The sequence below is a fragment of the Haladaptatus sp. SPP-AMP-3 genome, assembly GCF_049568665.1.
Taxonomy (GTDB): domain Archaea; phylum Halobacteriota; class Halobacteria; order Halobacteriales; family Haladaptataceae; genus Haladaptatus; species Haladaptatus paucihalophilus.
In genome coordinates, this window is record NZ_CP145900.1 from 242,017 (window position 1) to 264,483 (window position 22,467).

A 22,467-nucleotide genomic window follows, 5' to 3' on the forward strand; every position below is an offset into this window, starting at 1 on the left:
GGCTCACCGGAATCAGCTGCGATGTGGATCCACTCGACCGTGGTCGAGTTCTCGTTCGAGTAAACGAGGTCTGCACTCGTCCGTGGCGAGTGGTCAATCATTTCCGCTCACTGTCACGGGTCGAGTGCTCGTCTCGCCGGGAACGATGCGTGCGTAGCTGACCGCCTCCCTGCCGAGTGTGGTGGTCCGGCGAGCGATGTCGGCGTACTCGTCGTGGAACTCGCCGGTCTCGTCGAACACCTCGCCGGCGGCCCCGATGCCGACCTGATGAGGGAGCACCCACGCGTGGAGCGATTGGGCGACCATTCGCAGGTGAGACAGCGCGCCAGGATACGAACTCGCACCGCCGGAGACCGCGAGGAGCCCCACCGTTTTCCCCTCGAATTCATCGAAGCCACAGTAGTCGATCGCGGTCTTGAGCGGCGAGGAGTACGACCCATGATAGACGGGCGTCCCGAGGGCGATCGCCTCGGCAGCGCCAACGCGCCGCCGTAGTTCTGCGGCGTCGCCTGCATCCTGGGAACCCGCATCGAAGACCGACAGGTCAAGGGTGTGCAGGTCGACGAGGTCGGTGGTCGCCCCGGCCGCTGTAGCCGCGTCGAGAACGTGCTGGAGCGCGGTGCGCGTATGACTCCCCGAGCGGAGACTGCCACACAGGGCGACGACGTGAGGCTTGGACCCCGTCATGGTGACTCCCCGGCCGAGGCTGTACGCTGCGGGACTCGCGACAGCAGGCCGACGATCGCGACTGCCGCGGCCACGTGCATCGCCCCCAGGGTCACGAAGACCGACTGAGGTGCCCCGGATAGCTCGGGCGGGGGAGACACGAACGGGACGAACGAGAGGCCCAGGACGAGCGTCGCGACGAGCGCGAACGCTCGGTTCGGCCGCCGGGAGACACGAGCGACGGTGGCGTATACGACCGTCGCTCCGACGGCCGGAACCACCGAGCTCGCGAGGACCGGCCCCCACGAGAGCGGGAATCCGGCGGGAACGCCCAGTGCTTCGATCGTCACGACGAGGATGGCGCTGTTCACGACCATGGCTACGATCGCCGCGAACAGACCGTACGTTGCGAGCCGGTACACACCGACGTTCGGTGCTGATTTCGCGTCGGTTGCGGTTGCCAGTAGAGGCATGGCGGTGCTACGAGTAGCGACCCCAGGCAAGCACCGGTGAACAGGTTCACCGATTAATAGGGGATCGTCCGAGATGTACCGAACAGACCGCACGTTCGCTCTGTTCGGCGCGCGTCGCTGAAGCCCCGCTCACTAAACGGCGGCAGGGGCCATCGGGCAGGACCAGCACCGTTTACTCCGGTCGATTCGGAGGTTCGTCGATATGACTGCCCTCTACCCGCAGATCGAACCGTACGACCGGGGGATGCTCGACTTCGGCGACGGGAATCACGTATACTGGGAGGCCTGTGGTAATCCAGACGCAAGCCCGCCCTCGTCGTTCACGGTGGTCCGGGGTCGGAATGTACCACGCCACCGCCGGTACTTCGACCCGGACCGCTATCGGATCGTCCTGTTCGACCAGCGCGGGTGTGGGCGAAGCACACCTCCCGCGAGTGACCCTGACACGGAGATGCGCTGTAACACCACGAGCCATCTGCTCGCCGACATGGAACGACTTCGTGAACACCTCGGCATCGATCGGTGGTTGCTGTCTGGCGGTTCGTGGGGCTCCACGGTGCTTCTCGCCTACGCGGAGCGGTACCCGAGTCGGGTCTCGGAGATCGTCATCTCCGGTGTCACCACCACGCGACGGTCCGAGATCGACTGGCTCTACAGAGGCCTGTCTCGGTTTTCCCGGAACAATGGGAGCGGATTCGGGCCGGGGTCCGCGATGACGACTACGACGGTGATATCGTCGCCGCCTACGCACGCCTCATGAACGACCCCGACCCGCAGGTGCGGACACGCGCTGCGGACGAGTGGTGCGCATGGGAGGACACGGTCATCTCCGAGGAGCCGAACGGAACGGCAGACGTCTACAGCGGCCGCCCACCGGACGCGAAGCTGTCGTTCGTTCGTATCGCGACGCACTACTCCTCGCACGGCGCGTGGCTGGAGGAGGGCGAACTGCTCCGCGACGCCGACCGCCTGGCTGGCATTCCCGGCGTTCTCGTTCACAGACGCCTCGATCTGGCCGCCCCGCTCGACACCGCGTGGGAACTGCACCGCGCGTGGCCCGATGCAGAATTAGTCGTCGTTGATGACGCCGGGCACACCGGCAGCGACATGATGACCGAGCGCAAGCGCAGCGCACTCGACTCCTTCGCCCGGTGATAGTCAATGTCGGATCCGGCTAGGCACGATACGGAAGTGCTGGACTGGAGCACCCCTGAGCTAGTTCGTCACGACTCTCCGACTGGGAAAAGGGGCGGCCGTTCGGTGTCAGTCTTCCCATTGCACTCGGTCTGCAAGACGGTGACGAGCCCGTCGAAACTGCGCGCGACTACCTGATACGAGATCGCGTGCAAACAGCCGTCGAAGCAGCGATCGTGGTCGCTCCGCGAGGAAGACGTGGGCACAGTCGTACGCTTGCGCGGCGTCGACAATCTGGTCGGCCTCGCTGCCAACCACGCCGACAGCAGTAAACTCCACATCAACAGCAACGAGTGCCTCATGGCCGATTCGGGCCGCGCTCAGACGACCGCGCTCCTCGGCCTGAACGAGAGTATACTCTGGGAGGTCTTTGATCCGTGCGTACACCCCCTGTCGACCGGCGAACTCGCGCTCGGACATCACTCGCAACAGCACGAGTTGGCTCCCCCTACCCGTAGCGTACGCCCCCGCCTCGCGGACGAGTCGATGGTCGATTTCTGTTCCGGTAAGGGTCACGAGCAAATTTGGTGAATGGTCATCGATAGTGGCGTCGATCATATTCTTGAGTGCGTAAGCCCGAACTTCACTGGGCGATCATTCCGCGACCCGAAGGACGCGTTTCCCGCGAGTGTGCCCGTCTTCGACCTGCTCGTGGGCGTCCTTCGCCTCCGCAAGCGGACGCACACTGCTGACGGTCACGTCGAGCGTGCCGGCTTCGAGAAGGTCAGTAATCTTGGTCAGCGTCGCTGCGTCGGGCTGGGCGAAGACCGAACGGCCGTAAACCCCGTACTCCTCGATTAGTTCCTCGGACGGTTGTCCCTTCAGCGACACGAGGGTGCCACCTTCGGAGAGTACCTCGAACGAGCGCTCGCGCGTGTCGCCGCCCTGCGTGTCGATGACGAGGTCGATGTCGCCGACGACGTCTTCGAAGCGCTCCTCGCGGTAGTTCACGAACTCGTCGACGCCGAGGTCGGAAAGGAAGTCCTCGCTGTGGGCTGAGCCGGTGCCGATGACGGTCGCGCCTCGCCAGTTCGCTAACTGAACGGCGATGTGACCGACACCGCCGGCGGCGCCGTGGAAGAGCACTCGGTCGCCCTCGGAGAGTTCGCCTTTGTCGAACAGCGCTTGCCACGCCGTTAGCGCGACCATCGGAACTGCTGCGGCTTCGGTGTGATCGAGCGCTTCGGGTACGCGGACGACCCCCGCTGCGGGAACGGCAGCGTACTCCGCGTAGGTGTTGCCAAGGCCAGGGGGCCCGCCGACCTGACCATAGACGGCGTCACCGGCTTCGAACGCCGTGACGTCTGCACCGACCGTCTCCACGACGCCGGAGAGGTCGTACCCAGGTATCCAGGGAAGCGGCGGTTCGTTGATGATTCCCCGGCGAAGGAGACAGTCGAGTGAATTGACGCCCGCTGCGTGGACGCGGACGAGCAGTTCGTCGGCGGCCGGTTCCGGGCGCGGGGCGGTCTCGTACTCGAGGGCGTTCGGGTCGCCGAATTCGTGGACGCGAATCGCGTGCATCTGGTCTAGCATCGTAACCACATTGGATTCTTCCGTGGGGGCTGCCACGGATTCACGGGTGAACACGTTCACCGCCATATATACTTGCGGCCCAATCCAAGATGTGACAGAGTATTATGCCTCGTGTCCGTCTGAAACTCAACCCAGGGGCCACCGATGATTGGCTGGCGAATCTGTCGACGGAGTTTCCGTACACCGAGTTCCAGCTGTTTTCGAGCCATCCCACCAACGATGGCCTGCTCGGAGTGATGGAAATACGGGGCCCGGACACGGACGCCATCGTTCGCCGCTTCGAGGATGCCTCAGAGGTGCGTTCGTACGACGTGTTACACACTGACGAACGGTCAGTCCTGATTCGGGCGACGACGCCAGTTCCAGAGGGATATCGCGCGAACCGGGCGTCCGGAACGCCGCCGAATTACCCCGCTCGGATGCAAGATGGGTGGTTACACACCGAGCTTTCGGCCTCTCACGATCGGCTCTCGCAGTTCACCGACGAGTTACACGCGTCCGACATACCGTTCCAAATCCAGTCGTTGACGCAATCACACGATTCGACCGAACGGCTCACGGACCGCCAACAGGAGTTCATCGTCGAGGCGGTCGAACGGGGCTACTACGATAGCCCCCGTGGCTGCACGCTCACTGAACTGGCGGCGGCGTTCGACGTCAACAAATCGGCCGCGAGCGGTGTGCTCCACCGCGCCGAAGGACGGATCATCAAGAAGTTCGTCGCATCGTCGGTCCCGGACAACGAACCGAACAGCGAACCAGAGTAGCCTGTTCATCTCGAATGCCTCCTATTCAGATGGTTAATTCGAAATAAAGCCACGCATCAAATCCATCCTCCGAAACTGTGGAAGTTGAGACTACAGTGTGCTTAGCAGGCCTATGATGCGTATTTTCGGACGGATCAGTACATGGAAACCGCCTCAGGTCGTCTCGCAAACACCCATTCTTGTTGTTTTAGTGATTATTTCAATGATTTTCAAAACTACTACCAGTGTCGCCACTCGGAAAGGCAACGTGCGGGCTGACTGAGTAACTTTCTACCCAATTCCCGTCGCCTTCTTCAGTAGCGTGAGCGTGTTGTCGGCCGTTATCACCGGCGAGTGCTCGTACTCACTGGTCAACGCGACTTGCACGAGCAGATCGACCGCTCGCCAAATCGAGTACAACAGACAGGCGAACACGAAGTAGAAAAACCGCAGTACGAAGTTCTTGGAGGTCGTCGCGGCCATGAACCGCTTGGTACTCCGGTAGCCGCTCTCGATCTCCCAGCGATAACCGTACTCACTCAGGAGTCCCACATTACCATTACACATGAACACCGAATACTGCCGGTGGTCAGTGTGCTCAGAATTCTCGTTTCGGCAATACACGAGCGTCGTCTGGTGCCACTCGTTCTTGCCTAAGTGGAGTTTTCGGTCGTTCACATACCGGTCTGTATCGCTCTTTAGGAGTCGCTTCGCTTGGGCTCTCTCGCTCGTGTGCATCCGCTTCGGAACGACGTACGTGAGCCCGCGTTGGCTAATCATCTCCAGCACATGCTGGCTATCGAACTCCCGGTCCATCAGCACGTTATCGACGTGGACGAGTTCCTCAGCCGAGTCAAGCAGGTCCTTGACGATTTTGAGCCGACTCTCGCCTCGACGTACGGGACGAGCGTCCAGGATAATCGGGACAGCATTGCCGACCAACTGTACCGTCGCCCACTGGTAAGCGTATTCGTCCGAACTCTCTTTCGTCCCGAGAATCTCGTCTTCATGGCCGGTGCGGTCGCCCGTGAACGGATTGTCCTCCGTCAAATCAATCGCGACGATCCCAGCGTACCGGTCATACGAGGACTCCGGAGTTAATATATGTAGGAATATTGGTTGTTATAGCATGGTGGAAGAACGGACACGGCGACTAGGTGGCTTCTTAACCCGATATGGAATCTTCTATCCAGGCATTGCAACTGGGTGTTCCTACCTCGCAAGCACGATTCTCGCGGCAAGTTTCGAAATCATCCTATTCACTGTATTCGCGATAGCCGCCGTTCTGACCGGATTCAGTGCGATGAGTGGCCCCTCGTCGAACGATCCAGTTCATGCTCAAGGCGGGTTCTTCGGCGCGGTTGACGTTGGGGAAAACTGGGGAATTACTGCTATTGTCAAACTGGTCCTGTTTGACGTGGGAATGGCGGTGGTGCTCACTATCTACACTTTCGCATGACTGGCTCTCGGGTGAATACTGCCACGAGATCCCCCTCTCAGCATATTCTATACATTGGGAACTGCTGACTCAACGCTTGCAATTCGTCTGCTAATGGCTCCAGGTCACATATATTCCGTAGATGAAGCCGGTAACTGTACCTTCCGTCACACTACTGGGAAGGATTATGAATGGCGTGTTACTACTTGTTGCTGGCAACGAGTGGTGGTGAACAAGTATGTCAGAGGTGAAGATAGCTGCGCCTACGAGTGTGAGACAAATGGCTCCGGCAACACTCCAAACGACGATGGTAACAGCCTGTTCGCCCCGATAGTCGCTTGTCGCTAACCAGTATCCAGCGTAGAATAACACTACTGAAAGACAAAGTGGGAATACGACACCAGAGATAACCGGCATCGTATGTGAATTTTCGAGAAGATGGTCAATGTGCATCAGTCCAGTTATCACTCCGATGCTGCTGAGAACCATCCCACTAAGCCTGCGCTGAAACGCAGGAGTTCCGATTTGGAGCCTACCCATCTTCTGGATTATTTCGAAGAGGCTGGTTTTGACCATCAAACAAACGATACAGTCAGTACTTCAAACATGTATGGATACGCCCTGATGAACGAGTGTAAATTATTTAGTACTGAATAGAAAGGTAGTACATTATGAGTACAACCGTCTCTTCCATCCTCGTTGGCCGCAACCAGCACCGCTCTCGACAGTTTTCCGCTTTGGGGGCGCTTTTGGTCTTGGGAGTGCTTTAGCATACACCGCGATAGTGCTCGGTGGGCTTCCGGATACTTTTCCGTTCATGATCGGGCCAGTGGTAGTGGTGCTTGGTGTCGCGACGATCAGCGCGTTTCTCAACGACAGGTTTCTCGTGAGTGGGTTGATCACAGGCTTGTTCGCACTCGGGGGAGTCGTTGCGATGCATATCAATGCCAGTCTTGGTTCGGTTAACTATCCTGTCTCGCTGACGACGGACATCCATATCCTTGCGATTTTCGTCGGCCTTGGAATCGGAGGATTCGCCATCGGCGCTATTACACGACGTGCGATAACACACATTAGATGAGAATCGGAAGGAGAAGTGGATACAGTGTGATGATCTTGGTAATGCTCTCCGGTAGTGAACTCAAATTGTGGAGGATAGGGTAACAGACTTCGGGATTTGCAGGCGATGACAAAAATCTGACCCAGATATCCATTTAAAAGCAAAATCTCAACTTTTGACATCGAATTCCCACAACATCGGAGGATCAAAAATTGAGAAGTTAGCTCAAGAAAAGGTACTGCGTATCTACCACGAGTAACTATATCCAAGATCTTATAATATGACTATACAATACAGAAATAATGATTTCACGACGGAGCAAAGCCCGAATTAGATTTCTTAGTGCCCTCTACCGGACGATTCAAAAGGGTGCTCGGATACTGGGCAATCAAGAGGGCGAACCAAGCCACCTGAATCTTCGGTACTTTGTACTCGGGGTTACATACCAAATCGTGCATGGTTGGACACGTGACCGCGACTACTGGAAAATCCGCACAAGCTACTGGCGTCGTTTTGCGACCTTTGTCGCGCTCGTTGCTGTGTTCCTGAAGCTGATGATTTCGATTACGGACTCTGAACGCGAGAGTCTCGCGCTGGGGAGCGCGATTGGAACGGTACTTTATAGACTTTGGTATGGAGTTCTCTACCCTCTTCCTAGCATAAACGAGTAGACGAACACGCACAACCTATGTGAAGGGATTACAACGGCTAGAGAGGTCTTCAAGGTAGTCCGGCGTAATTCACGAGTCTCAGCTACGTCGAGAGGCTGGCTACGGTACATCAAAGAACTCGTCTACCTGATTATACAGACGACGGAGAGAACGACAAAAGACACATTCAGAGCGGAAAATTATTGTTTAATTGTACTTCAGTTTTGGTATGATCTCCCGCAAAGCACGCCTCCGATACATTCCATACGGATTGATAGTCATTGGTTTCATAGCCATGTGGTACGGTTACTTTGAGCGTCTTCCATTCCTTCTCATCGGAGTCGCCGCCATCCTTGGAGCAGGGTCTGTCCTCGTTCGTGGATACACCGCAGCTAATCTTGCAATCATGTTTGGAGTAATGGCACTAAGCGGCTTTCTTGGGGTTATCTATGCAGTTGGTGTCAGCGGGGCCTCAATATGGGCTATTGCCTATCTTGCAGTTGGAATTGCGGCAGGCATACGGGCCAGACAATACTGGCAGGCCCGTCCGTGGAAACCAGAAGATAGTGGCTGGTAGGGTTGTTAGATTAGTGCTCTACTAAGTAACTGGCCTAGCTACAATCTCCCCGAACAGGGTCTCAGGTAGCTCCACCGTATGCATTGAGAGCAGCAGTCTCAACTTCTGCTGGTGCCGGGAGATGAGACTACAGCAGGTATAGAGGGGCCAGAATGCACAATTTCATCCAATCCACACTTCTGCAAGCGCTTCAAATAGACTCCCAGAAGTCATTTCTGAGTACTATTCTAACTCTTTCGCGAATTAGCGATGGTTTGAACCAGAGCTGCCGCTGATGACCAAGCGTTCACTGCCTTGAAACACGGGTTTAGCCAACGCCAGTCCGCTTCAGCAGTGTAAGAACCGTGTTTGCCGTCACAATTGGTGATCGCTCGTACTCGCCGGTCATGTCGATCTGCACCAAGAGATCAACAGCACGCCAAATCAGATACAGCAAGCACACGAATACGAAGTAGAAGAATTGCAAGACAAAGTTCTTGATATCGTTGCGGCAATACACCTCGACGAAACAACTGTCAGTTCGTCGGATTGAAATAGACTATTCAGGAACAGTACCAATATGAATCAGCCGTCCAAGGAGAAAGCAAACAACTGGGATACAACTACCTACGATGAGGGTCACTCATTCGTCTTCGAATTCGGCGAAGGCGTCGTCGATCTGCTTGAACCAGAAGCTGGCGAACAGATCATCGATCTTGGCTGCGGCACCGGCCATCTCTCCCATCGAATTGCCGACGCCGGAGCGAATGTCATCGGCCTCGATGCATCAGAGGAGATGATTACGAAGGCACGCGAGACCTACCCCGAATGCGATTTCGTCCATGCGGATGCCCGTGACTTCTCGTTCGCAGAGCCATTCGATTCCGTGTTCTCGAACGCAGCACTTCACTGGATTCCTGAACAAGACGCCGTCCTCGAATCGATTACAAATGTACTCCAACCCAACGGACAGTTTGTCGCCGAACTCGGCGGTATAGGGAATATCGCTTCCATTGTTGAGACAGTACAAGATGTCGCGGCTGAGCGAGGATACGAGGTCAAAAGCCCGTGGTATTTCCCAACTGTCGGCGAATACACTACGAAACTCGAAGCACACGGCTTTGAGGTCCGCTATGCAACCCTCTTTGACCGTCCGACAGAGCTCGACGGCGGCACAGACGGACTCTCGTCATGGCTCAGAATGTTCGGTGATAGTCTCTTGGCCCCGATTCCAGACGAAGAACAACAGGGGATCATCTCGACCGTCGAGGATCGTCTCCGGGGTAGGCAGTTCATAGATGGGACGTGGGTTGCAGACTATCGCCGGCTCCGTATCGTTGCCGTGTATATGGCTGAATGATCTGTTGTCCGCATTGAGCGCACCAGTCTCAACTTCTATTCAAGGCGGAAGTCCACTCGTGGTATGAGGTCGTAGCGATCGTGCGGAAGACCTGGCGTCGGCATAGTCTGTTGGTAACATTCTCTCTTCACTGTCTACAGACACGAGTCACCCTGGTTGATAGTCATCTCTCCGTTTACACGTGGATCATTCATATCCTGCTACCCTCCAGCCCGCTCAGAGGCCATAAGAATGAGCCGACTGCTCACTTCTCTGTCGCATTGAAGCAGCTCGCCAAATATCAACTAGTACAATTGCGAGTCCGATACCTAACAAGACCAGAGAGGGGATATGGGTTATCTGCCAGAGAGCTATAAAGCCGACCGCTGTTGCACCAATCGTTAGAGGCAGCGAACGATTTTCAGGCCACTCAAACGAATTCACACCCGAACTTCTTGCCGCTCGACCTTCATTTTTACCCTGTCGATAGACGCATGGTTACTGACAAGGGTCCCTTCGATAGCTAAGATCCACCCTCATCTGCTAGCGAACCGTATAGGAGAGCGATCAGAGTTCAAATGTACTGAATGAGATACCGTCTCCTCCATGCATTGAGAGGAATGGTCTCAACTTCTGTGCTGTTCGCAGAACAACACAGTTTCGGAGGATGAGTCATTTTCGGATATTTTCTGGGCCAATCGCGGCTTTATTGGGCTCGTTTGGTGAGGATGCAACTGCCACTCTCGGATGAATTTCCCCAAGTGAACGAAAATAGCCTAAAATTTGGGGTCTCGCAGAGCGTCGTCACTCACAATGAGTGATCCGAGTCGGTGTGAAGCGCTAATCCGGTGGGAGTAGCGCTGAGCAAATCACTCGACGCACTCACCAGCTATCAGAACCGGGGCGTAGTCCATCTCTCCACCGACACCCGCTTTCAATAGGAAATCGGTGAGCCGCCAGATGTTATGCAGTAGTACCGCGAACACGAAGTAGAGCAGGCGTACTCGGTAGTCCTTGGAAGATGTCTTCGCCAAGAAGTCGTTCTTGATACTCTTGTACTCGCTCTCGATTTGCCAACGACGGCGATATCGACGACAGAACGCTTCGGCTTCCTCGGGATCAACCGAGAGGTTCGTCGCAAAGACTGCTGTCCCCCCGCCCTTCGTCGAGGGAACATGCAGGAACTGCATCGCGTGCGAACCCTGCTAGACGTGGACAGTTGCTGATTCAACGGCAACCTCCTGATTATCTTCGTTCATCGTCTCGAGAATTTCTCGCTCGGTGCTCTGGATTCGTTCCGGGATGAGATAGTTTACATCGAGATTCGAGAGCGTCTGATACACACTTTCGAGTCAAACTCTCGGTCGCACAGCACCATCTCAATCGGTACGTGCTCCTGTGCGCGTCAAACAAGTCGTCGGACTACCCGATGAATCCTATTCGGTGGGTTCTCGTCCCATGACGAACTCTCACGGACAGGTTCGACAGCGAGGATTAGCGGGATATTCCCCCCGACAATCAAGAGCGTGGCGAACTTGAATGCTCGACCTTCGCTGTCCTTCGTCCCGCCAACCATCGGCACTCCTTCTACGTTACCAAAGTAGCGAATGGTCGTGATGTCGGTCGCTACGGTAACAGGACGGCAAAACGAAGACTCCGACTGAATTACCGAGAGGAGTCGTTCCGTCACCTGCTGAAATCCATTGAGCGGGTTCTCAGGATCGAATTGCTTGACTGCTCGGAGGTGAGTGTCTCCGTGGGGGCCGTACTCTTTGCCTCGTCGGAACTTGAACCGGGCCGCACCCTGTGGTGTACCACAGCCGACCATCACGATGAACGTCTGAAGCTCAAAGAATCGCGTGTCCTCATACGTCACGTTCTTGGCTCTCCCGGAGTCGAACGGACCGAAGCCATGCTCACGAGCGAGACGGGTTGTTCGATACATTTCTTTGTCAGATAATTGGGTGGTATCCTCAACCGAGTCAGTAGTCTCCTCTGATGACCGCTTGACTTCCTCCAGTGGCCGGACTTCGGGAACGGCGAGGTCCTCGTTGTGTATCTCCTTGACTAAGCAGTGTGCGCTGGCAGTGACATATCCACGAACATCGTCGCCAAAGCGATTGCGCCACGTTCGAGAGATGACTGACTCGTTTGGAACTTGGTCGAGACTGAATACGTCGGCAAGTTCTGGATGGCGTGTGAGGGAACGATAGCTGTCTCCGGTGACTTCCGGATAAATAAAGAGTTTGAGCATTCCGTGGAATGGATACGACGCGGGATGCCACTCTGGATAGCCGTCCTCAAGCGGATCTGCGTAGAGCGTGACCTCGCTCACCGCAGCCCGGAGACACGCTCCATCTCGCAACGCCTCCCTGAACTCGATTCCGATCTTGTAGGCATAGGTCATCCGACAAGCACGGTCCGAAAGGGGTATTGAGAATTTCTCATCTGATTTCGATTCTAAAGCGGTAATGAACAACTACTTTCTCCCTCCCTATTCTTTCAGTTAGGTTCCAAATGGGTGATTAGGAAGAGTGATTGGCTAACCGGGTCGGTCACTCCGTGCTTCATCAACCGGTCCATCAAGAGGAACCTTTCCCAGTATCTCTAATTCATCTCCCACCGCCACCTCAGACTTCCACTCTGATTCAGGAACCTTTGTATTGACCATCAGGCGGAAGTAGTGGTCGAACCGTGCGCGGTCTGCCCACTCTGGAAGTGTCCGTTCACGGTTCTCGATGAAGAGACGTTGGAATTCGGAATACTCTTCGCCAGTATGGGGATCTCGAACTGGAACGATACAGCGCTGGCACGGATTTGCGCCTCGAAACGTCACATCACCGATTCGAAACGCGACTCCGTGGTCATGATCGGAATATAATCGGTCCTCCCAGAACGGAGGAACCCCGCCAATCTCGAGATTTGCTCGGAGACGGAGGCGCATCTGGTGTTCGTCCAACCCGTCGAACCAGGAAGCGACCTCGCGGAGGGTGGCCGTACTAATCACTGTGGGTCCCGAGAGAACTGTATCGTCCGGGAAGCCCCCTTTTGATTCCCTTTTCAGATGGACGGGATAGCCGAAATATTCGGTGAGCCAGTCAGCGAGCTCGGCCCAGTCGTCGGACAGGTTGAATCGACGTGCGGATTCTTCTGACTTCCCTTCCTGACGGAGTGTCACGTGCTGGATAGCGTCATCAAACGATGCCCTGATACGGTGTACGTCAGCAGTTCGTTTTCCGTTGACGTACTTCTCATCGTCATCAAACATCGCGTATTCGCGGTCGTGTTGCAGGCCGCCATTTTCGCCGATTTCTGCGGTTTGCAATGTGACCGGTTCCAGTGATTTAATCGGATGAACTGCGATTCGAGTGAGATGTGGGAAAGACGTGTCGCTCATGATCGGTAGCTCTCCCGTTCATAGCTATGCTCCGTGTCTACGTCGGTGATTTCATTATTTTCGTTCACACGGACAATTGTTGGTTCGGGTTGATCATCATGTTCGCATATCCCGTATGATAGGATTATGACTGTGTCTCCCCTTTCAGCCAATCGACCCGCTGCACCATTTAATCGAACTACTGTCGGCTCACCAGGAATCACATAGGTTTCTAAACGAGCCCCATTTGTGCAGTTGACCACCTGTACTCTCTGATGCGGGCAAATATCAGCGGCTTCTAAAAGGTCAGCTCCTATCGTGATGCTGCCTTCGTAGTCGATGTTTGTACCCTTAACCGTGGCTCGATGAATTTTAGCTTGGAGATAGTTTCGTTGCATGATGTTTTTGTTTGCGTGCTGGTGTGGAGCTTTTCGTCAGTCTATGCCTCATCGACATCGTCGTCTGGTAGATTCGGTCCATACACCCGGGGGGTAGAATCAGGCTGAGTACCTGTTTCTGCTCGGTCTGCGAGCTTTGCTGTCCAGCTCTCCCCGAGTGATTCGATATTAGCCAATTCCTCTGCCAGCTTCCGGTCCTCAGGCATTCGGTATCGGATCTTTGTCGCCCGAGAGACTGACCAGTCTGGGTGTGGTCGCTCTACCAGTTTCATCTGCTGTCCAGACGCCACCAGACCAGTCTCAACTACCTTCAAATACCAGCCTGTGTACCCTGTTTCTTCGAATTGGATAGCGAGATCAGGAACGCGCCAGCGCCGGGCCAACTTCCAGCAGGGTGACCGGGAGTGGGTTATCTGGACAGTCGCCTCACCCACCTCGAAGAGATCACCAATACACGCCTCACGCTCGGTGAGGCTCTCAATGGTGAAGTTCTCGCCAAATGCCGCTGGACCAAGTTCTAGCCCCAACTCCTCGTCCCAGTAGGAGTAGTGTTCGACTGGATAGACGCAGACGGCCTTCTCCGGGCCGCCGTGGTGCCGGCGGTCGGCCTGCTGGTCGCCGTCGAGGCCCGTTCCACCGAGGAAAACCTCACCGTCGACCGGCTCTTTGTAGAAGGCCGTCTCCCACGGTCTGTCCATCGGGTTCTCGGCGCCGCGTGTGCCGTAGGTCTCTGGCGTTCCGACCTGGATCGAACGCAACCGTGCCTTAGTCATCGTCACCGACTGGATGAGCCTGGTCTTCGTAGATCGGGAACTGGTCGTAGAGTATCCGGACCTCCTCGAAAACCGCCTCGAGCGTGGCCTCTTCCCCGGGTGAGTCGAGCACTCGAATGATCGCGTCAGCGACGGTTTCGATGGCTTCCGGGCCGAACCCACGGGTCGTGAGCGCGGGGGTGCCAACGCGAATACCACTGGCAACGAACGGCGACCGCGTCTCGCCCGGCACGGTGTTCTTGTTCAGGATGATGCCTGCCTGTTCGAGGGCGTCCTGCGCTTCCGCGCCGGTCACGTCGGGATGGGACTCGCGAAGATCGACCAAGACTAGGTGCTTGTCCGTCCCGCCTGAGACCAGCGAGAGGCCGTGTCCTTGGAACCGATCGGCCAGTACCTCGGCGTTCCTGACAACATTGGCAGCGTACTCTTCGAACGCGGGCTCCAGCGCCTCACCGAAGCCGACAGCCTTCCCCGCGATATTGTGCATCAGTGGTCCGCCCTGCGCTCCCGGGAACACTGCTGTATCGATTTCGTCGGCCCACTTTTCACGGGACATGATGATCCCGCCCCGACCAGCGCGGATGGTCTTCTGGGTCGACCCCGTGACGAAGTCGGCGACACCAACCGGCGAGGGGTGTTCTCCGGCAGCAATCAGCCCGGTTGTGTGCGCAACGTCGGCGAGGTGTAGGGCATCCGCCGCGTCGGCAGCAGCCTGAATTCGCTCGTAATCAATGTACCGCGGATACGCCGACGAACCGGAGACGACCATATCTGGGTCGAACCGGGCGGCCTTTTTGTCGAGTTCATCGTAGTCGATGTAGCCCGTCTCTGCGTCGACGTGGTAGTGTTCGACCTCGTAGCGCTGTCCAGTAAAGTTCGCCGGGTGGCCGTGGCTGAGGTGGCCGCCGTGACTGAGTTCGAGCGAGAGGATCTGATCGCCCGGTTCCAGCGTCGCCAGATACACCGCCTGGTTCGCCTGTGTGCCCGAATGCGGCTGGACGTTGACGTGGTCAGCACCCCAGAGTTCGTGGGCCCGGTCGATCGCCAGTTGCTCCAGCGTGTCGGCGTGCTTACAGCCAGCGTAGTATCGCTCACCGGGATACCCCTCGGCGTACTTGTTAGCGAGTTCGCTACTCTGGGCCTCGAGGACGGCCTCGGAGACGTGATTCTCCGAGGCGATCAGCGTGAGCGTCTCACGCTGACGACGGCGTTCGCCGGCCAGTGCCTCAGCGGCGGCGGGGTCCTGCGCTGCGACGGTCGAATAGCGGTGTGTGGCGTCGGTCATCGGTTGTCGATGTGTCATATGATAAGAACCTCCTGATAAGCGTCGAGTGTCCGCTCGATATCGGTCTCCGTGTGAGCGTTACTGAGGAACTGACTCTCGAACTGGTTCGGTGTGAGCAACACACCGTGGTCGGCCATCGCGGGCCAGAACACCCGCTTCCAGCGGTTCGTCGCTCCTGCGGCGACGGCGGCACCCGTCTTCGGGCATGTCTCGAACCGGGGGCAGTCTGACCGCTGTTCACAGCCGCTCGTGCAGTGGCCGCTCAACTCGTCCGGGCGCTCACGGGTGAACAGCAGCTTGAACATCGAGTCCGTCCCCGCGACCGTATACTCGGGCGCGTGGTCCTCAACGAGATCCTGTAACCCGGTCCGGAGCTGCTCACCGAGAGCGTTGATGTGGCCCCAGACGTCGTTTGCCTTCGCGTACCGCAGGGTCTCAAGCCCGGCAGCCATCGTCACCGGGTGGCCATTGAATGTCCCCGACTCGAACACGTCGCCGGTTGGCGTGAACCGTTGCATCACCTCGGCGGGGCCGCCAATCGCCCCAACTGGGAAGCCCCCACCGATAACCTTCGCGAACGTCGTCAGGTCCGGCATGATGCCGTACTTCCCCTGGGCACACCCAAGCCCGCCGACCCGAAAGCCGGTGATTACCTCATCGAAAATCAGCAGGGCACCGTGGTCGTCGCACAACTCGCGAAGGGTGTCGTGGTAGCCTTCGACCGGCGTGATTATCCCTCGGTTCCCCAGCAGCGGCTCGGTCAAGACGGCCGCGATTTCCTCTTCGTGGCGTTCGAACACATCGTGGACGGCCTGTTCGTCGTTGAATGGGACCGGGATCGTCCCCTCGACAAACGACTGGGGGACGCCCGCGCTGCCCGGCGTGCGCTCGTTGAGCCCGCCCTCGACGAGAAACGATTCGTGGCCGCCGTGGTAGCCGCCCTGCATCACGACAATCTTGTCTCGAGCCGTGTACCCTCGGGCGAGTCGGACTGCTGCAGCGGTGGCCTCCGTGCCCGAGTTGACGAACCGGAGTGTCTCGACGCTGTCAACGTGGTCGATCACGAACTCTGCGAGTTCAACCTCCAGCTCGGTCGGAGCGCCGTACATCGGGCCGTCCGAGACCGTCGCTGCGATCACCTCCTGGACGGCATCCGGCAGGTCGTGGCCGAGCAACAGCGGTCCGTATCCCATCACGTAGTCGAGATACCGGTTGCCGTCGACGTCAACGAGGTGAGCACCCTCCCCGTGGTCGACGAACGCCGGATGCGGCTGCGGGTCGGCCCGGACCGGGGAGTTCACCCCGCCGACCAACAGTTCGAGCGCCCGGCTATACAATCGAACCGACGCCGAGGCCGAACGTTGAAACCGCTCGTTCTCGGGATCAGTCACGGTTCGATCCCCGTTGGGATGCCGACTCTGTGACCTGCCGGTCGAGATTGTCGAACAGCGTTCGGAGGCGTCGCTCCAGCGGTCCGATCTTTTCGACTGCCTCCCGCATCGTCTCGGCGTCCTGGACGAACGGCTCGTCGGGAAGGTCGCCGCTGTTTTCGATGATTTCGTTGACGGTCCCCGACGAGGATCCGAGGTGGAACTGGAGGCCGACGACCCGGTCGCCGTAGACGAACGCCTGATTCGCACACGCGTCAGTCCGGGCCATCCGGGTCGCTCCTTCGGGGAGGTCGAACGTGTCGCCATGCCAGTGGAACACCTCATATGTCTCGCCCAAGTCGGCGAACAGTGGCGACGCGGCCGCTTTGTCGGTCGCCTCGACTGGGAACCAGCCGATCTCCGAGGTGTCGGCCTCGTAAACGCGCCCGCCGAGCGCCTCGGCGACCAGTTGGGCCCCGAGGCAGATCCCGACGACGATTTTGTCAGCGTCGACCGCCGCCCGAATGAGCTCTTTCTCCGCCGCGAGCCAGGGATACTCGTCGGTGTCGTGGACGCTCATCGGCCCGCCCATGACGACCAGCCAGTCGAACGTATCGAGGTCGGGCAGCGACTCGCTGTCGTAGAGGTGCGTCCCTGACAGATAGTGACCCTGGTCAGTCGCCCAGTCGCTGATCGTCCCAGGCCCCTCGAAGGGGACGTGCTGGAGGTAGTGAACCTGCATCGTCACTACCTCGCAGGAGTCACGCTCCGGGACTCCATCGGCGCGCCTGCTTTGGAAGTGATATGTATCACCCGGATAGTCCCGGTGATCTTCGAGGTCACCACGGTGAACATCACCGACCGCTTGAGTTGATCGAACTCGTCCATCGTGATCGGTGGCGCCGGGAGATCCTCGTCGCCGCGGTCGTAGCCCGGAATTGGTTCGTTGCTCATTGTTGATCGCCTATCTGAATCGAGGCGAGTTGGCGTTGTAAATCAAGTAGTAATTTTGAAGCCAGTAGGTCCGAGATTTTGAACAAGGTCAACTCATGCGAATAGAGGAAACAGAGTGGAGCGGAATCTGGGAAGTACTGGGTTGTAAGTGGACGTTTCACATCATCCGACTACTGTCCCAAGAGGACGCCCAGTTCAACCACATCAAGAACACGATTGAGGGGTTGCCGGCGAGTACGCTCTCGACGCGGCTGAAAGCACTCCAGCGAGTGGGTGTCGTCGCCCGGGACGTTGACGAGACTGCGTCGCCACCGACGGTGACGTACTCGCTGACCGAGAAGGGAGTCGAACTCGCAGAAATAATCGCTCAAATCGAAGCCCTCGAATCTCGGTACTCGTAGGTTGTCAACGGATTAGCCCCAGGTCAGTCGGGAGATCTGGCGGAATCGTCGTCGTATTCGACAGCAAACTTGACCTCGTCGACGCCAAAGCCGTCACGTTCTTCGGTCAGTTTATCGAGTGGCTCTTTTACCGGGAAATGGCATCCAAACTGACGCCGCTCACCGACATCAGACGAAGTGACCGCACAGAAGAGTCTGATGATGACCATCTCCGTTCGAACCTAGTCTCTACACTGTTCTGACCGCCCGACGGTATACCCGGCCTCAACTAGGGCGTCGGAGAGCGGTGAGCTACTGAACAAATTCTGAATGTGGTGAACACCAGTAGATTGTGGCAATCCCAAGGCTTCGGTGACTCGTGCAGTCACAATCGCAGTCGCTCGGGCTTGGTCAGGTCCCCGAACCCACCGCTCGATTTGCTTTGCTCGGCCGTCTACCTGACCGAGAACCTCCACTTTAATCACCGACTCTTGAGAACCGAACGGGACGGCGTCGGCCAGCTTGACGATTCTATCGATCCCGAGCAACGACACAGCCGGCTGATACAGTCCGGTTTGGCGTAACATCGCAAGGTAGCGAGTTACGATGCGAGAGTCGTAACACAGTCTGCTTTCGACCGTCGGGATGTTCGTTGTTCGGGCGAGTACGTGCTGATCAGCGAGATTTACACGATACGCTCGGCGGAGTCCCCACCCGGGGATATCGACTACCCGAGGGTCGGAGAGACCAATTACAGAGACGGGCTCGCCGCTACTTCGAACTGAGAAGGGACCGAGAGCGTCCTCGATAGTCCATTTGACTGTATCGGGGCCGAACGCCTCACCAAGGCCCAACAATAAGGTGATGTCCGCTCGCTCGACACTGTCGAGTTTGTCTGTCGCTTCGGCAACGAAAAGGTTCGTCATTCCGGGGGAAAGTCCGACACTAAGTACAGCAGTCGCTTCTCGTTCGCGAGCGATGTCGTCGAACGATTCGATCTCTCGGAGAAGGGAGTCCGTCGGCGAGATATCGACGTAGTCGATTCCGCGCTCAAGACAGGCTTCCGCAAACTGTGGCGTGTCTTGATCCAGACACATGACCGCTGTCCCCACGTCGGCGAGAGCGTCCGCGTAACCAGTCCTGCCGGTAACATCGAGTATCCGAGGTTGGACGCCATTGACCGAATCTGCAAATCGTCGTGCCTTCTCCGGAGATCGACCTGCAGTGAGTATCTTTCCCCGTGTACGGTCGGCGAGTTCCGTACAGACAGTCCGGCCAATAGTGCCGTAGCCACCGACGACGAGAATAGACGCGTCAGTCCGGGACATACTGGGGTTCCGTGACGGTTGATAGTAGAACCGACTCCGAGTATACTCGGACCATATTTGTTAGATACACTCTTCGAGATAGCGGGGCAGCAGATTGGCTTCGATCCGTTGGAGTTGCTCCGACACCGTTGCTGGGGCTCGTTCGACTATTGCCGCGATCTCCTCGTGTGTCACTTCCCGTGGAACCTTATAGTAGCCTGCCTCAACGGCAGCCTCGAACACTTCTCGTTGCCGCTCGGTAAGCAGATCCTCAAGATGACCACATTCGGGTACGTACTCGCCGACACGCTCCGGATAGAGCTTAATCGAAGGGGGTAAATCTGTAGTAATCTGTGTTATCGCGGATTCCGTCCCGACGACCGTGAGGCGAACGCCACGATCGTTGTACTCATCGGTATATTTGATCGGTGGGACGAGGACAAGCGAGTACGCAGCGAGGATGGCAAACAGTTCGGACATCGACGGCGATTGGTAATACTCGATATATGCGAGGCCGGTCTTTCGTGTGACTTCAAAGTCGTGGACAGAGTCTTCGGCTCCGAGGAGCTGTTCGAGTCGAGTCATGTCCCCCGAGAATTCACTCAATTCGACGAACTGCTCGCCGATTTTGTTGATTTGACGTGTCTTGTCTATCGTTACGGCAGGACTGGCTTCAATAGCCGTTTCAAGCGGATGAAGGTGTCTGTCGTCCCAGACGAGGACCCCGGTGGCGTAACGCATAGCACTCTATCTGTAAGTCTAATTTAAGAATGTCCCGAGTATACTCGGATATAGTGTCAATCTCATCGGGACTAGACTGACAGTACATGATCGAAGCAAGCGCTACGGTCATGATTGATGCGTCGTCAGCAACCGTATGGTCCCATCTGGAGGAGTTTGAAACCCTCTGGGAACACTCCAATCCAGACCATGATGGTACGTGGGTCGTCATGGACCCGAAAAAGCCGCTTAGGGATGGACTCCGGTTCTATCAGCGAGAGTGGGTCGGACCGGTCAAAGGAATGATTAAAGCAGATCTCCGTGACGTCGTCGATGAGCGACGGTTCAGCTGGATTGGTACCTGCACGTATACGCTGCCTCCACTCCCGTTTGTGTTCACTGTTGAAGAGGGCGGAACCATGCTGCTTGAGCCAAGAGACGGACAGACTCGCCTCTCTCACCGCGTCTGGGCTCGCGTTCCCCCGACAGTACTAGGGAAAGCTGCCGAAAGGGTGTTGGCAGTCTTTGGAGACATTGAACGGGAAGCCTATGAACACACCCTCGTTGAGTTGGAATACTTCAAGGACGTGATTGAGAAAGACACCGTGAACTGATCAGTTTATCTTGTTGAATCCACAGAATGCGTAGGGGTCACTGTATGAGTGATTGTTCAAGGTTGTAGGGCGGCGGTGAGCACGAGTCGACGGAACTCGACCCCATGCGTTCGGCCCGACAGCGGCTCCGAAACCTCCTTGATGGACGAGAACGCCGTCTCAGCCATCCAGCGCTGTCCATAGAGTTTTCTGTCCAACCGAGCGTTGTGGTGTGGTCGTACGCAGCGAGTAGTCGAGGGCGAAGCAGTGGTCGGACGCCATCTGAATGGAGGGTGCCCCAGAGAGATAGTGCCAAAATTTATTTCACTTCTTCAGAAATTGATTGAGATGAGTAAAGATGACGAAGTAGAGGAACTAGTTGTTCGAAACCTATCAAACGAAGGAGAGAGGTCGACGTTCGAGAACGGGTACTCCGAATCAGTTTCTTTGAACGAGATGAAAGTGACTCGTGCAACATTGGAATCGGGATGGGGAGTATCCAGTGATGAAAGCAAGAATACGAATGACAAATACTGCCAGAAATCACATTACATCCTCGTTGTGTCTGGGACACTTGGTCTGGAACTCGAAGACGGGGCCGAACACGAGGTCGGAACCGGGAGCGGAGCGGCGATACCGCCGGGTCACCGCGGTTGGACGATTGGCGATGATGAGCTCATCTACATTGAATTCCAGCGAGAGGCATCTTCCGCCATGGAGTAATCTTCGAGGACTTATCTACCCTTCAAACAATGCCTCTCGTTCATATTTATCTAATCACTTTAGATTTTGCTGGAGAGGAAATCACGGAAGTAGTCCTCCATGCACTCTTGAGAGTAGAATCTGACGACCTGATCTCGTACCGTGGTGAGCAGCGAATGATCGAAGAGAGCGAACGTCCCAATTTGGCGGGATTTCTTCTGGAGGTCGTCCGCGCGGTCGCGGCGATGCGCAACGTAGTGTTCAAGCGCCTGCTCGAGATAGACCGAGTCGGTGCGAGTCAACTCGTCCGCGAGGACGGCAGCGGACTCCATCGTCATCGATGCACCGACTCCCGCGGTCGGTAATGAGGCGTGTGCGGCGTCACCGATGAGGACCACGCGGTCCTTCGTCCACTCGTTCATCTGGAAGTCGTGGAAGTCGTCGTGCCAGATGGCGTCTGCGTCCTTTGTCTCCATTTCATCTAGAACGTCCGGAATGAATCCGACCATCCACCCAGTGTTCTTTGATAACACCACGTTCAACTAACTTCCTCTCGACCCAGAATGCCCAACTCGTCATCCCCGCGTAATGTAGCGGAATATCCCCGAACACCATCTTCCGGACCGCCGAATGAATCCCATCCGCGCCAACAATGAGGTCGTACGTTTCCTCGGTTCCGTCGCTGAATGACATGTCCACCACGCCGTCGTGTTGGCGGAGGTGTGTCACCGTCGTCCCCATTCGAATGTTCTCGGTGGATACTGTTTCGCGCAGAACATCGATGAGGCGTGGCCGCCAGATGAGCTGCGGCTCCCCGTTCTCCTTGGCGAGTGGACGCAGGTCGTAGCTGTGGAGTTCCGTTGTCGCTGAGGAGCGTGTACGTATGCATCAGGTTCGCGCGAGACTCGAACTCCTCGTACGCATCGAGACCTTTCAGAATGTTTGACCCCG

The 22,467-nt window shown here is 56.9% G+C and carries 25 protein-coding genes and 3 pseudogenes; 9 read left to right on the top strand and 19 right to left on the bottom strand.

Annotated features, from left to right (window positions below; all coding sequences use genetic code 11):
- Nucleotides 1–93: 93 nt before the first annotated feature.
- Both V5735_RS20000 and V5735_RS20005 read right to left on the bottom strand, forming a co-directional pair.
- Complete coding sequence (locus V5735_RS20000) at nt 94–687, bottom strand: NADPH-dependent FMN reductase (RefSeq protein ID WP_423746539.1); 594 nt, start codon at nt 685–687, stop codon at nt 94–96.
- Entirely contained in the window at nt 684–1,139 is a 456-nt protein-coding gene (locus V5735_RS20005) for a DUF6069 family protein (protein WP_423746540.1), read from the bottom strand. The genes V5735_RS20000 and V5735_RS20005 overlap by 4 nt, the downstream gene beginning before the upstream one ends.
- 202 nt (nt 1,140–1,341) lie before the next feature.
- Here V5735_RS20005 and V5735_RS20010 point away from each other — a divergent pair, with 202 nt between their 5' ends.
- Both V5735_RS20010 and V5735_RS20015 read left to right on the top strand, forming a co-directional pair.
- On the top strand, nt 1,342–1,899 hold the full coding sequence (locus tag V5735_RS20010; protein WP_423746541.1) for an alpha/beta fold hydrolase: 558 nt from the start codon (nt 1,342–1,344) through the stop codon (nt 1,897–1,899).
- On the top strand, nt 1,896–2,294 hold the full coding sequence (locus tag V5735_RS20015; protein WP_423746542.1) for an alpha/beta hydrolase: 399 nt from the start codon (nt 1,896–1,898) through the stop codon (nt 2,292–2,294). Before V5735_RS20010 ends, V5735_RS20015 begins: the two co-directional genes overlap by 4 nt.
- 108 nt (nt 2,295–2,402) lie before the next feature.
- On the opposite strand, the gene V5735_RS20020 is transcribed toward V5735_RS20015, so the two are convergent.
- Both V5735_RS20020 and V5735_RS20025 read right to left on the bottom strand, forming a co-directional pair.
- Entirely contained in the window at nt 2,403–2,891 is a 489-nt protein-coding gene (locus V5735_RS20020) for a universal stress protein (RefSeq protein ID WP_423746543.1), read from the bottom strand.
- Between the two features lie 36 nt (nt 2,892–2,927).
- On the bottom strand, nt 2,928–3,869 hold the full coding sequence (locus V5735_RS20025; protein ID WP_423746728.1) for an NADP-dependent oxidoreductase: 942 nt from the start codon (nt 3,867–3,869) through the stop codon (nt 2,928–2,930).
- A 236-nt stretch (nt 3,870–4,105) separates the two neighbouring features.
- Here V5735_RS20025 and V5735_RS20030 point away from each other — a divergent pair, with 236 nt between their 5' ends.
- Nucleotides 4,106–4,636 (top strand): helix-turn-helix domain-containing protein, encoded by a 531-nt coding sequence (locus V5735_RS20030; RefSeq protein ID WP_423746544.1) that lies wholly within the window; start codon nt 4,106–4,108, stop codon nt 4,634–4,636.
- Between the two features lie 270 nt (nt 4,637–4,906).
- Here V5735_RS20030 and V5735_RS20035 read toward each other — a convergent pair.
- Nucleotides 4,907–5,686: pseudogene (locus V5735_RS20035) on the bottom strand (transposase); the annotation flags it as partial.
- Between the two features lie 58 nt (nt 5,687–5,744).
- Between V5735_RS20035 and V5735_RS20040 the strand changes: the two are divergent.
- Complete coding sequence (locus V5735_RS20040; protein WP_423746545.1) at nt 5,745–6,074, top strand: hypothetical protein; 330 nt, start codon at nt 5,745–5,747, stop codon at nt 6,072–6,074.
- Between the two features lie 90 nt (nt 6,075–6,164).
- Here V5735_RS20040 and V5735_RS20045 read toward each other — a convergent pair whose 3' ends face one another.
- The gene (locus tag V5735_RS20045) at nt 6,165–6,629 is read right to left on the bottom strand and encodes a hypothetical protein (RefSeq protein WP_423746546.1); all 465 of its coding nucleotides are present in this window, start codon (nt 6,627–6,629) and stop codon (nt 6,165–6,167) included.
- A gap of 1,363 nt (nt 6,630–7,992) precedes the next feature.
- Between V5735_RS20045 and V5735_RS20050 the strand changes: the two genes are divergently transcribed.
- The gene (locus tag V5735_RS20050) at nt 7,993–8,340 is read left to right on the top strand and encodes a hypothetical protein (protein WP_423746547.1); all 348 of its coding nucleotides are present in this window, start codon (nt 7,993–7,995) and stop codon (nt 8,338–8,340) included.
- Nucleotides 8,341–8,647: 307 nt separating this feature from the next.
- On the opposite strand, the pseudogene V5735_RS20055 reads toward V5735_RS20050, so the two are convergent.
- Nucleotides 8,648–8,818 (bottom strand): annotated as a pseudogene (locus V5735_RS20055) (transposase); the annotation flags it as partial.
- Nucleotides 8,819–8,899: 81 nt separating this feature from the next.
- Here V5735_RS20055 and V5735_RS20060 point away from each other — a divergent pair.
- A complete protein-coding gene (locus V5735_RS20060; protein WP_423746548.1) occupies nt 8,900–9,679 on the top strand; it encodes a class I SAM-dependent methyltransferase in 780 nt (259 codons plus the stop codon).
- An 819-nt stretch (nt 9,680–10,498) separates the two neighbouring features.
- Here the strand turns inward: V5735_RS20060 and V5735_RS20065 are convergent.
- The 8 genes and pseudogenes from V5735_RS20065 to V5735_RS20100 all read right to left on the bottom strand — a co-directional run bounded on the left by V5735_RS20065 (nt 10,499) and on the right by V5735_RS20100 (nt 17,814).
- Nucleotides 10,499–12,065: pseudogene (locus V5735_RS20065) on the bottom strand (transposase).
- A 135-nt stretch (nt 12,066–12,200) separates the two neighbouring features.
- Entirely contained in the window at nt 12,201–13,055 is an 855-nt protein-coding gene (locus V5735_RS20070; RefSeq protein ID WP_423746549.1) for an MOSC domain-containing protein, read from the bottom strand.
- Nucleotides 13,052–13,432: an aspartate 1-decarboxylase gene (gene panD / locus V5735_RS20075; protein WP_423746550.1), complete on the bottom strand. Its 381-nt coding sequence runs from the start codon at nt 13,430–13,432 to the stop codon at nt 13,052–13,054. Before panD ends, V5735_RS20070 begins: the two co-directional genes overlap by 4 nt.
- 41 nt (nt 13,433–13,473) lie before the next feature.
- A complete protein-coding gene (locus V5735_RS20080; RefSeq protein WP_423746551.1) occupies nt 13,474–14,205 on the bottom strand; it encodes an MOSC domain-containing protein in 732 nt (243 codons plus the stop codon).
- Nucleotides 14,198–15,490 carry a serine hydroxymethyltransferase gene (glyA, locus tag V5735_RS20085; RefSeq protein ID WP_423746552.1) on the bottom strand — a complete coding sequence of 431 codons (1,293 nt, stop codon included), beginning with the start codon at nt 15,488–15,490 and terminating at the stop codon, nt 14,198–14,200. Before glyA ends, V5735_RS20080 begins: the two co-directional genes overlap by 8 nt.
- 14 nt (nt 15,491–15,504) lie before the next feature.
- Entirely contained in the window at nt 15,505–16,881 is a 1,377-nt protein-coding gene (gene hemL, locus V5735_RS20090; protein WP_423746553.1) for a glutamate-1-semialdehyde 2,1-aminomutase, read from the bottom strand.
- On the bottom strand, nt 16,874–17,602 hold the full coding sequence (locus V5735_RS20095) for a type 1 glutamine amidotransferase (RefSeq protein WP_423746554.1): 729 nt from the start codon (nt 17,600–17,602) through the stop codon (nt 16,874–16,876). Before V5735_RS20095 ends, hemL begins: the two co-directional genes overlap by 8 nt.
- 5 nt (nt 17,603–17,607) lie before the next feature.
- Entirely contained in the window at nt 17,608–17,814 is a 207-nt protein-coding gene (locus V5735_RS20100) for a hypothetical protein (RefSeq protein ID WP_423746555.1), read from the bottom strand.
- 95 nt (nt 17,815–17,909) lie between these two features.
- Between V5735_RS20100 and V5735_RS20105 the strand changes: the two genes are divergently transcribed.
- The gene (locus tag V5735_RS20105) at nt 17,910–18,215 is read left to right on the top strand and encodes a winged helix-turn-helix transcriptional regulator (protein WP_423746556.1); all 306 of its coding nucleotides are present in this window, start codon (nt 17,910–17,912) and stop codon (nt 18,213–18,215) included.
- A 221-nt stretch (nt 18,216–18,436) separates the two neighbouring features.
- Here V5735_RS20105 and V5735_RS20110 read toward each other — a convergent pair whose 3' ends face one another.
- Together V5735_RS20110 and V5735_RS20115 are read right to left on the bottom strand one after the other, a co-directional pair.
- On the bottom strand, nt 18,437–19,522 hold the full coding sequence (locus V5735_RS20110) for a saccharopine dehydrogenase NADP-binding domain-containing protein (protein WP_423746557.1): 1,086 nt from the start codon (nt 19,520–19,522) through the stop codon (nt 18,437–18,439).
- Nucleotides 19,523–19,582: 60 nt separating this feature from the next.
- Nucleotides 19,583–20,242, bottom strand: a complete 660-nt coding sequence (locus V5735_RS20115) for a helix-turn-helix domain-containing protein (RefSeq protein ID WP_423746558.1) — start codon at nt 20,240–20,242, stop codon at nt 19,583–19,585.
- A gap of 86 nt (nt 20,243–20,328) precedes the next feature.
- Here V5735_RS20115 and V5735_RS20120 point away from each other — a divergent pair, with 86 nt between their 5' ends.
- The gene (locus V5735_RS20120; protein WP_423746559.1) at nt 20,329–20,835 is read left to right on the top strand and encodes a hypothetical protein; all 507 of its coding nucleotides are present in this window, start codon (nt 20,329–20,331) and stop codon (nt 20,833–20,835) included.
- Between the two features lie 327 nt (nt 20,836–21,162).
- Entirely contained in the window at nt 21,163–21,537 is a 375-nt protein-coding gene (locus tag V5735_RS20125; RefSeq protein WP_423746560.1) for a hypothetical protein, read from the top strand.
- Between the two features lie 59 nt (nt 21,538–21,596).
- Here V5735_RS20125 and V5735_RS20130 read toward each other — a convergent pair whose 3' ends face one another.
- Both V5735_RS20130 and V5735_RS20135 read right to left on the bottom strand, forming a co-directional pair.
- Nucleotides 21,597–21,992: an FAD-dependent monooxygenase gene (locus V5735_RS20130; protein ID WP_423746561.1), complete on the bottom strand. Its 396-nt coding sequence runs from the start codon at nt 21,990–21,992 to the stop codon at nt 21,597–21,599.
- 1 nt (nt 21,993) lies between these two features.
- On the bottom strand, nt 21,994–22,257 hold the full coding sequence (locus V5735_RS20135; protein ID WP_423746562.1) for a hypothetical protein: 264 nt from the start codon (nt 22,255–22,257) through the stop codon (nt 21,994–21,996).
- Nucleotides 22,258–22,467 lie beyond the last annotated feature (210 nt).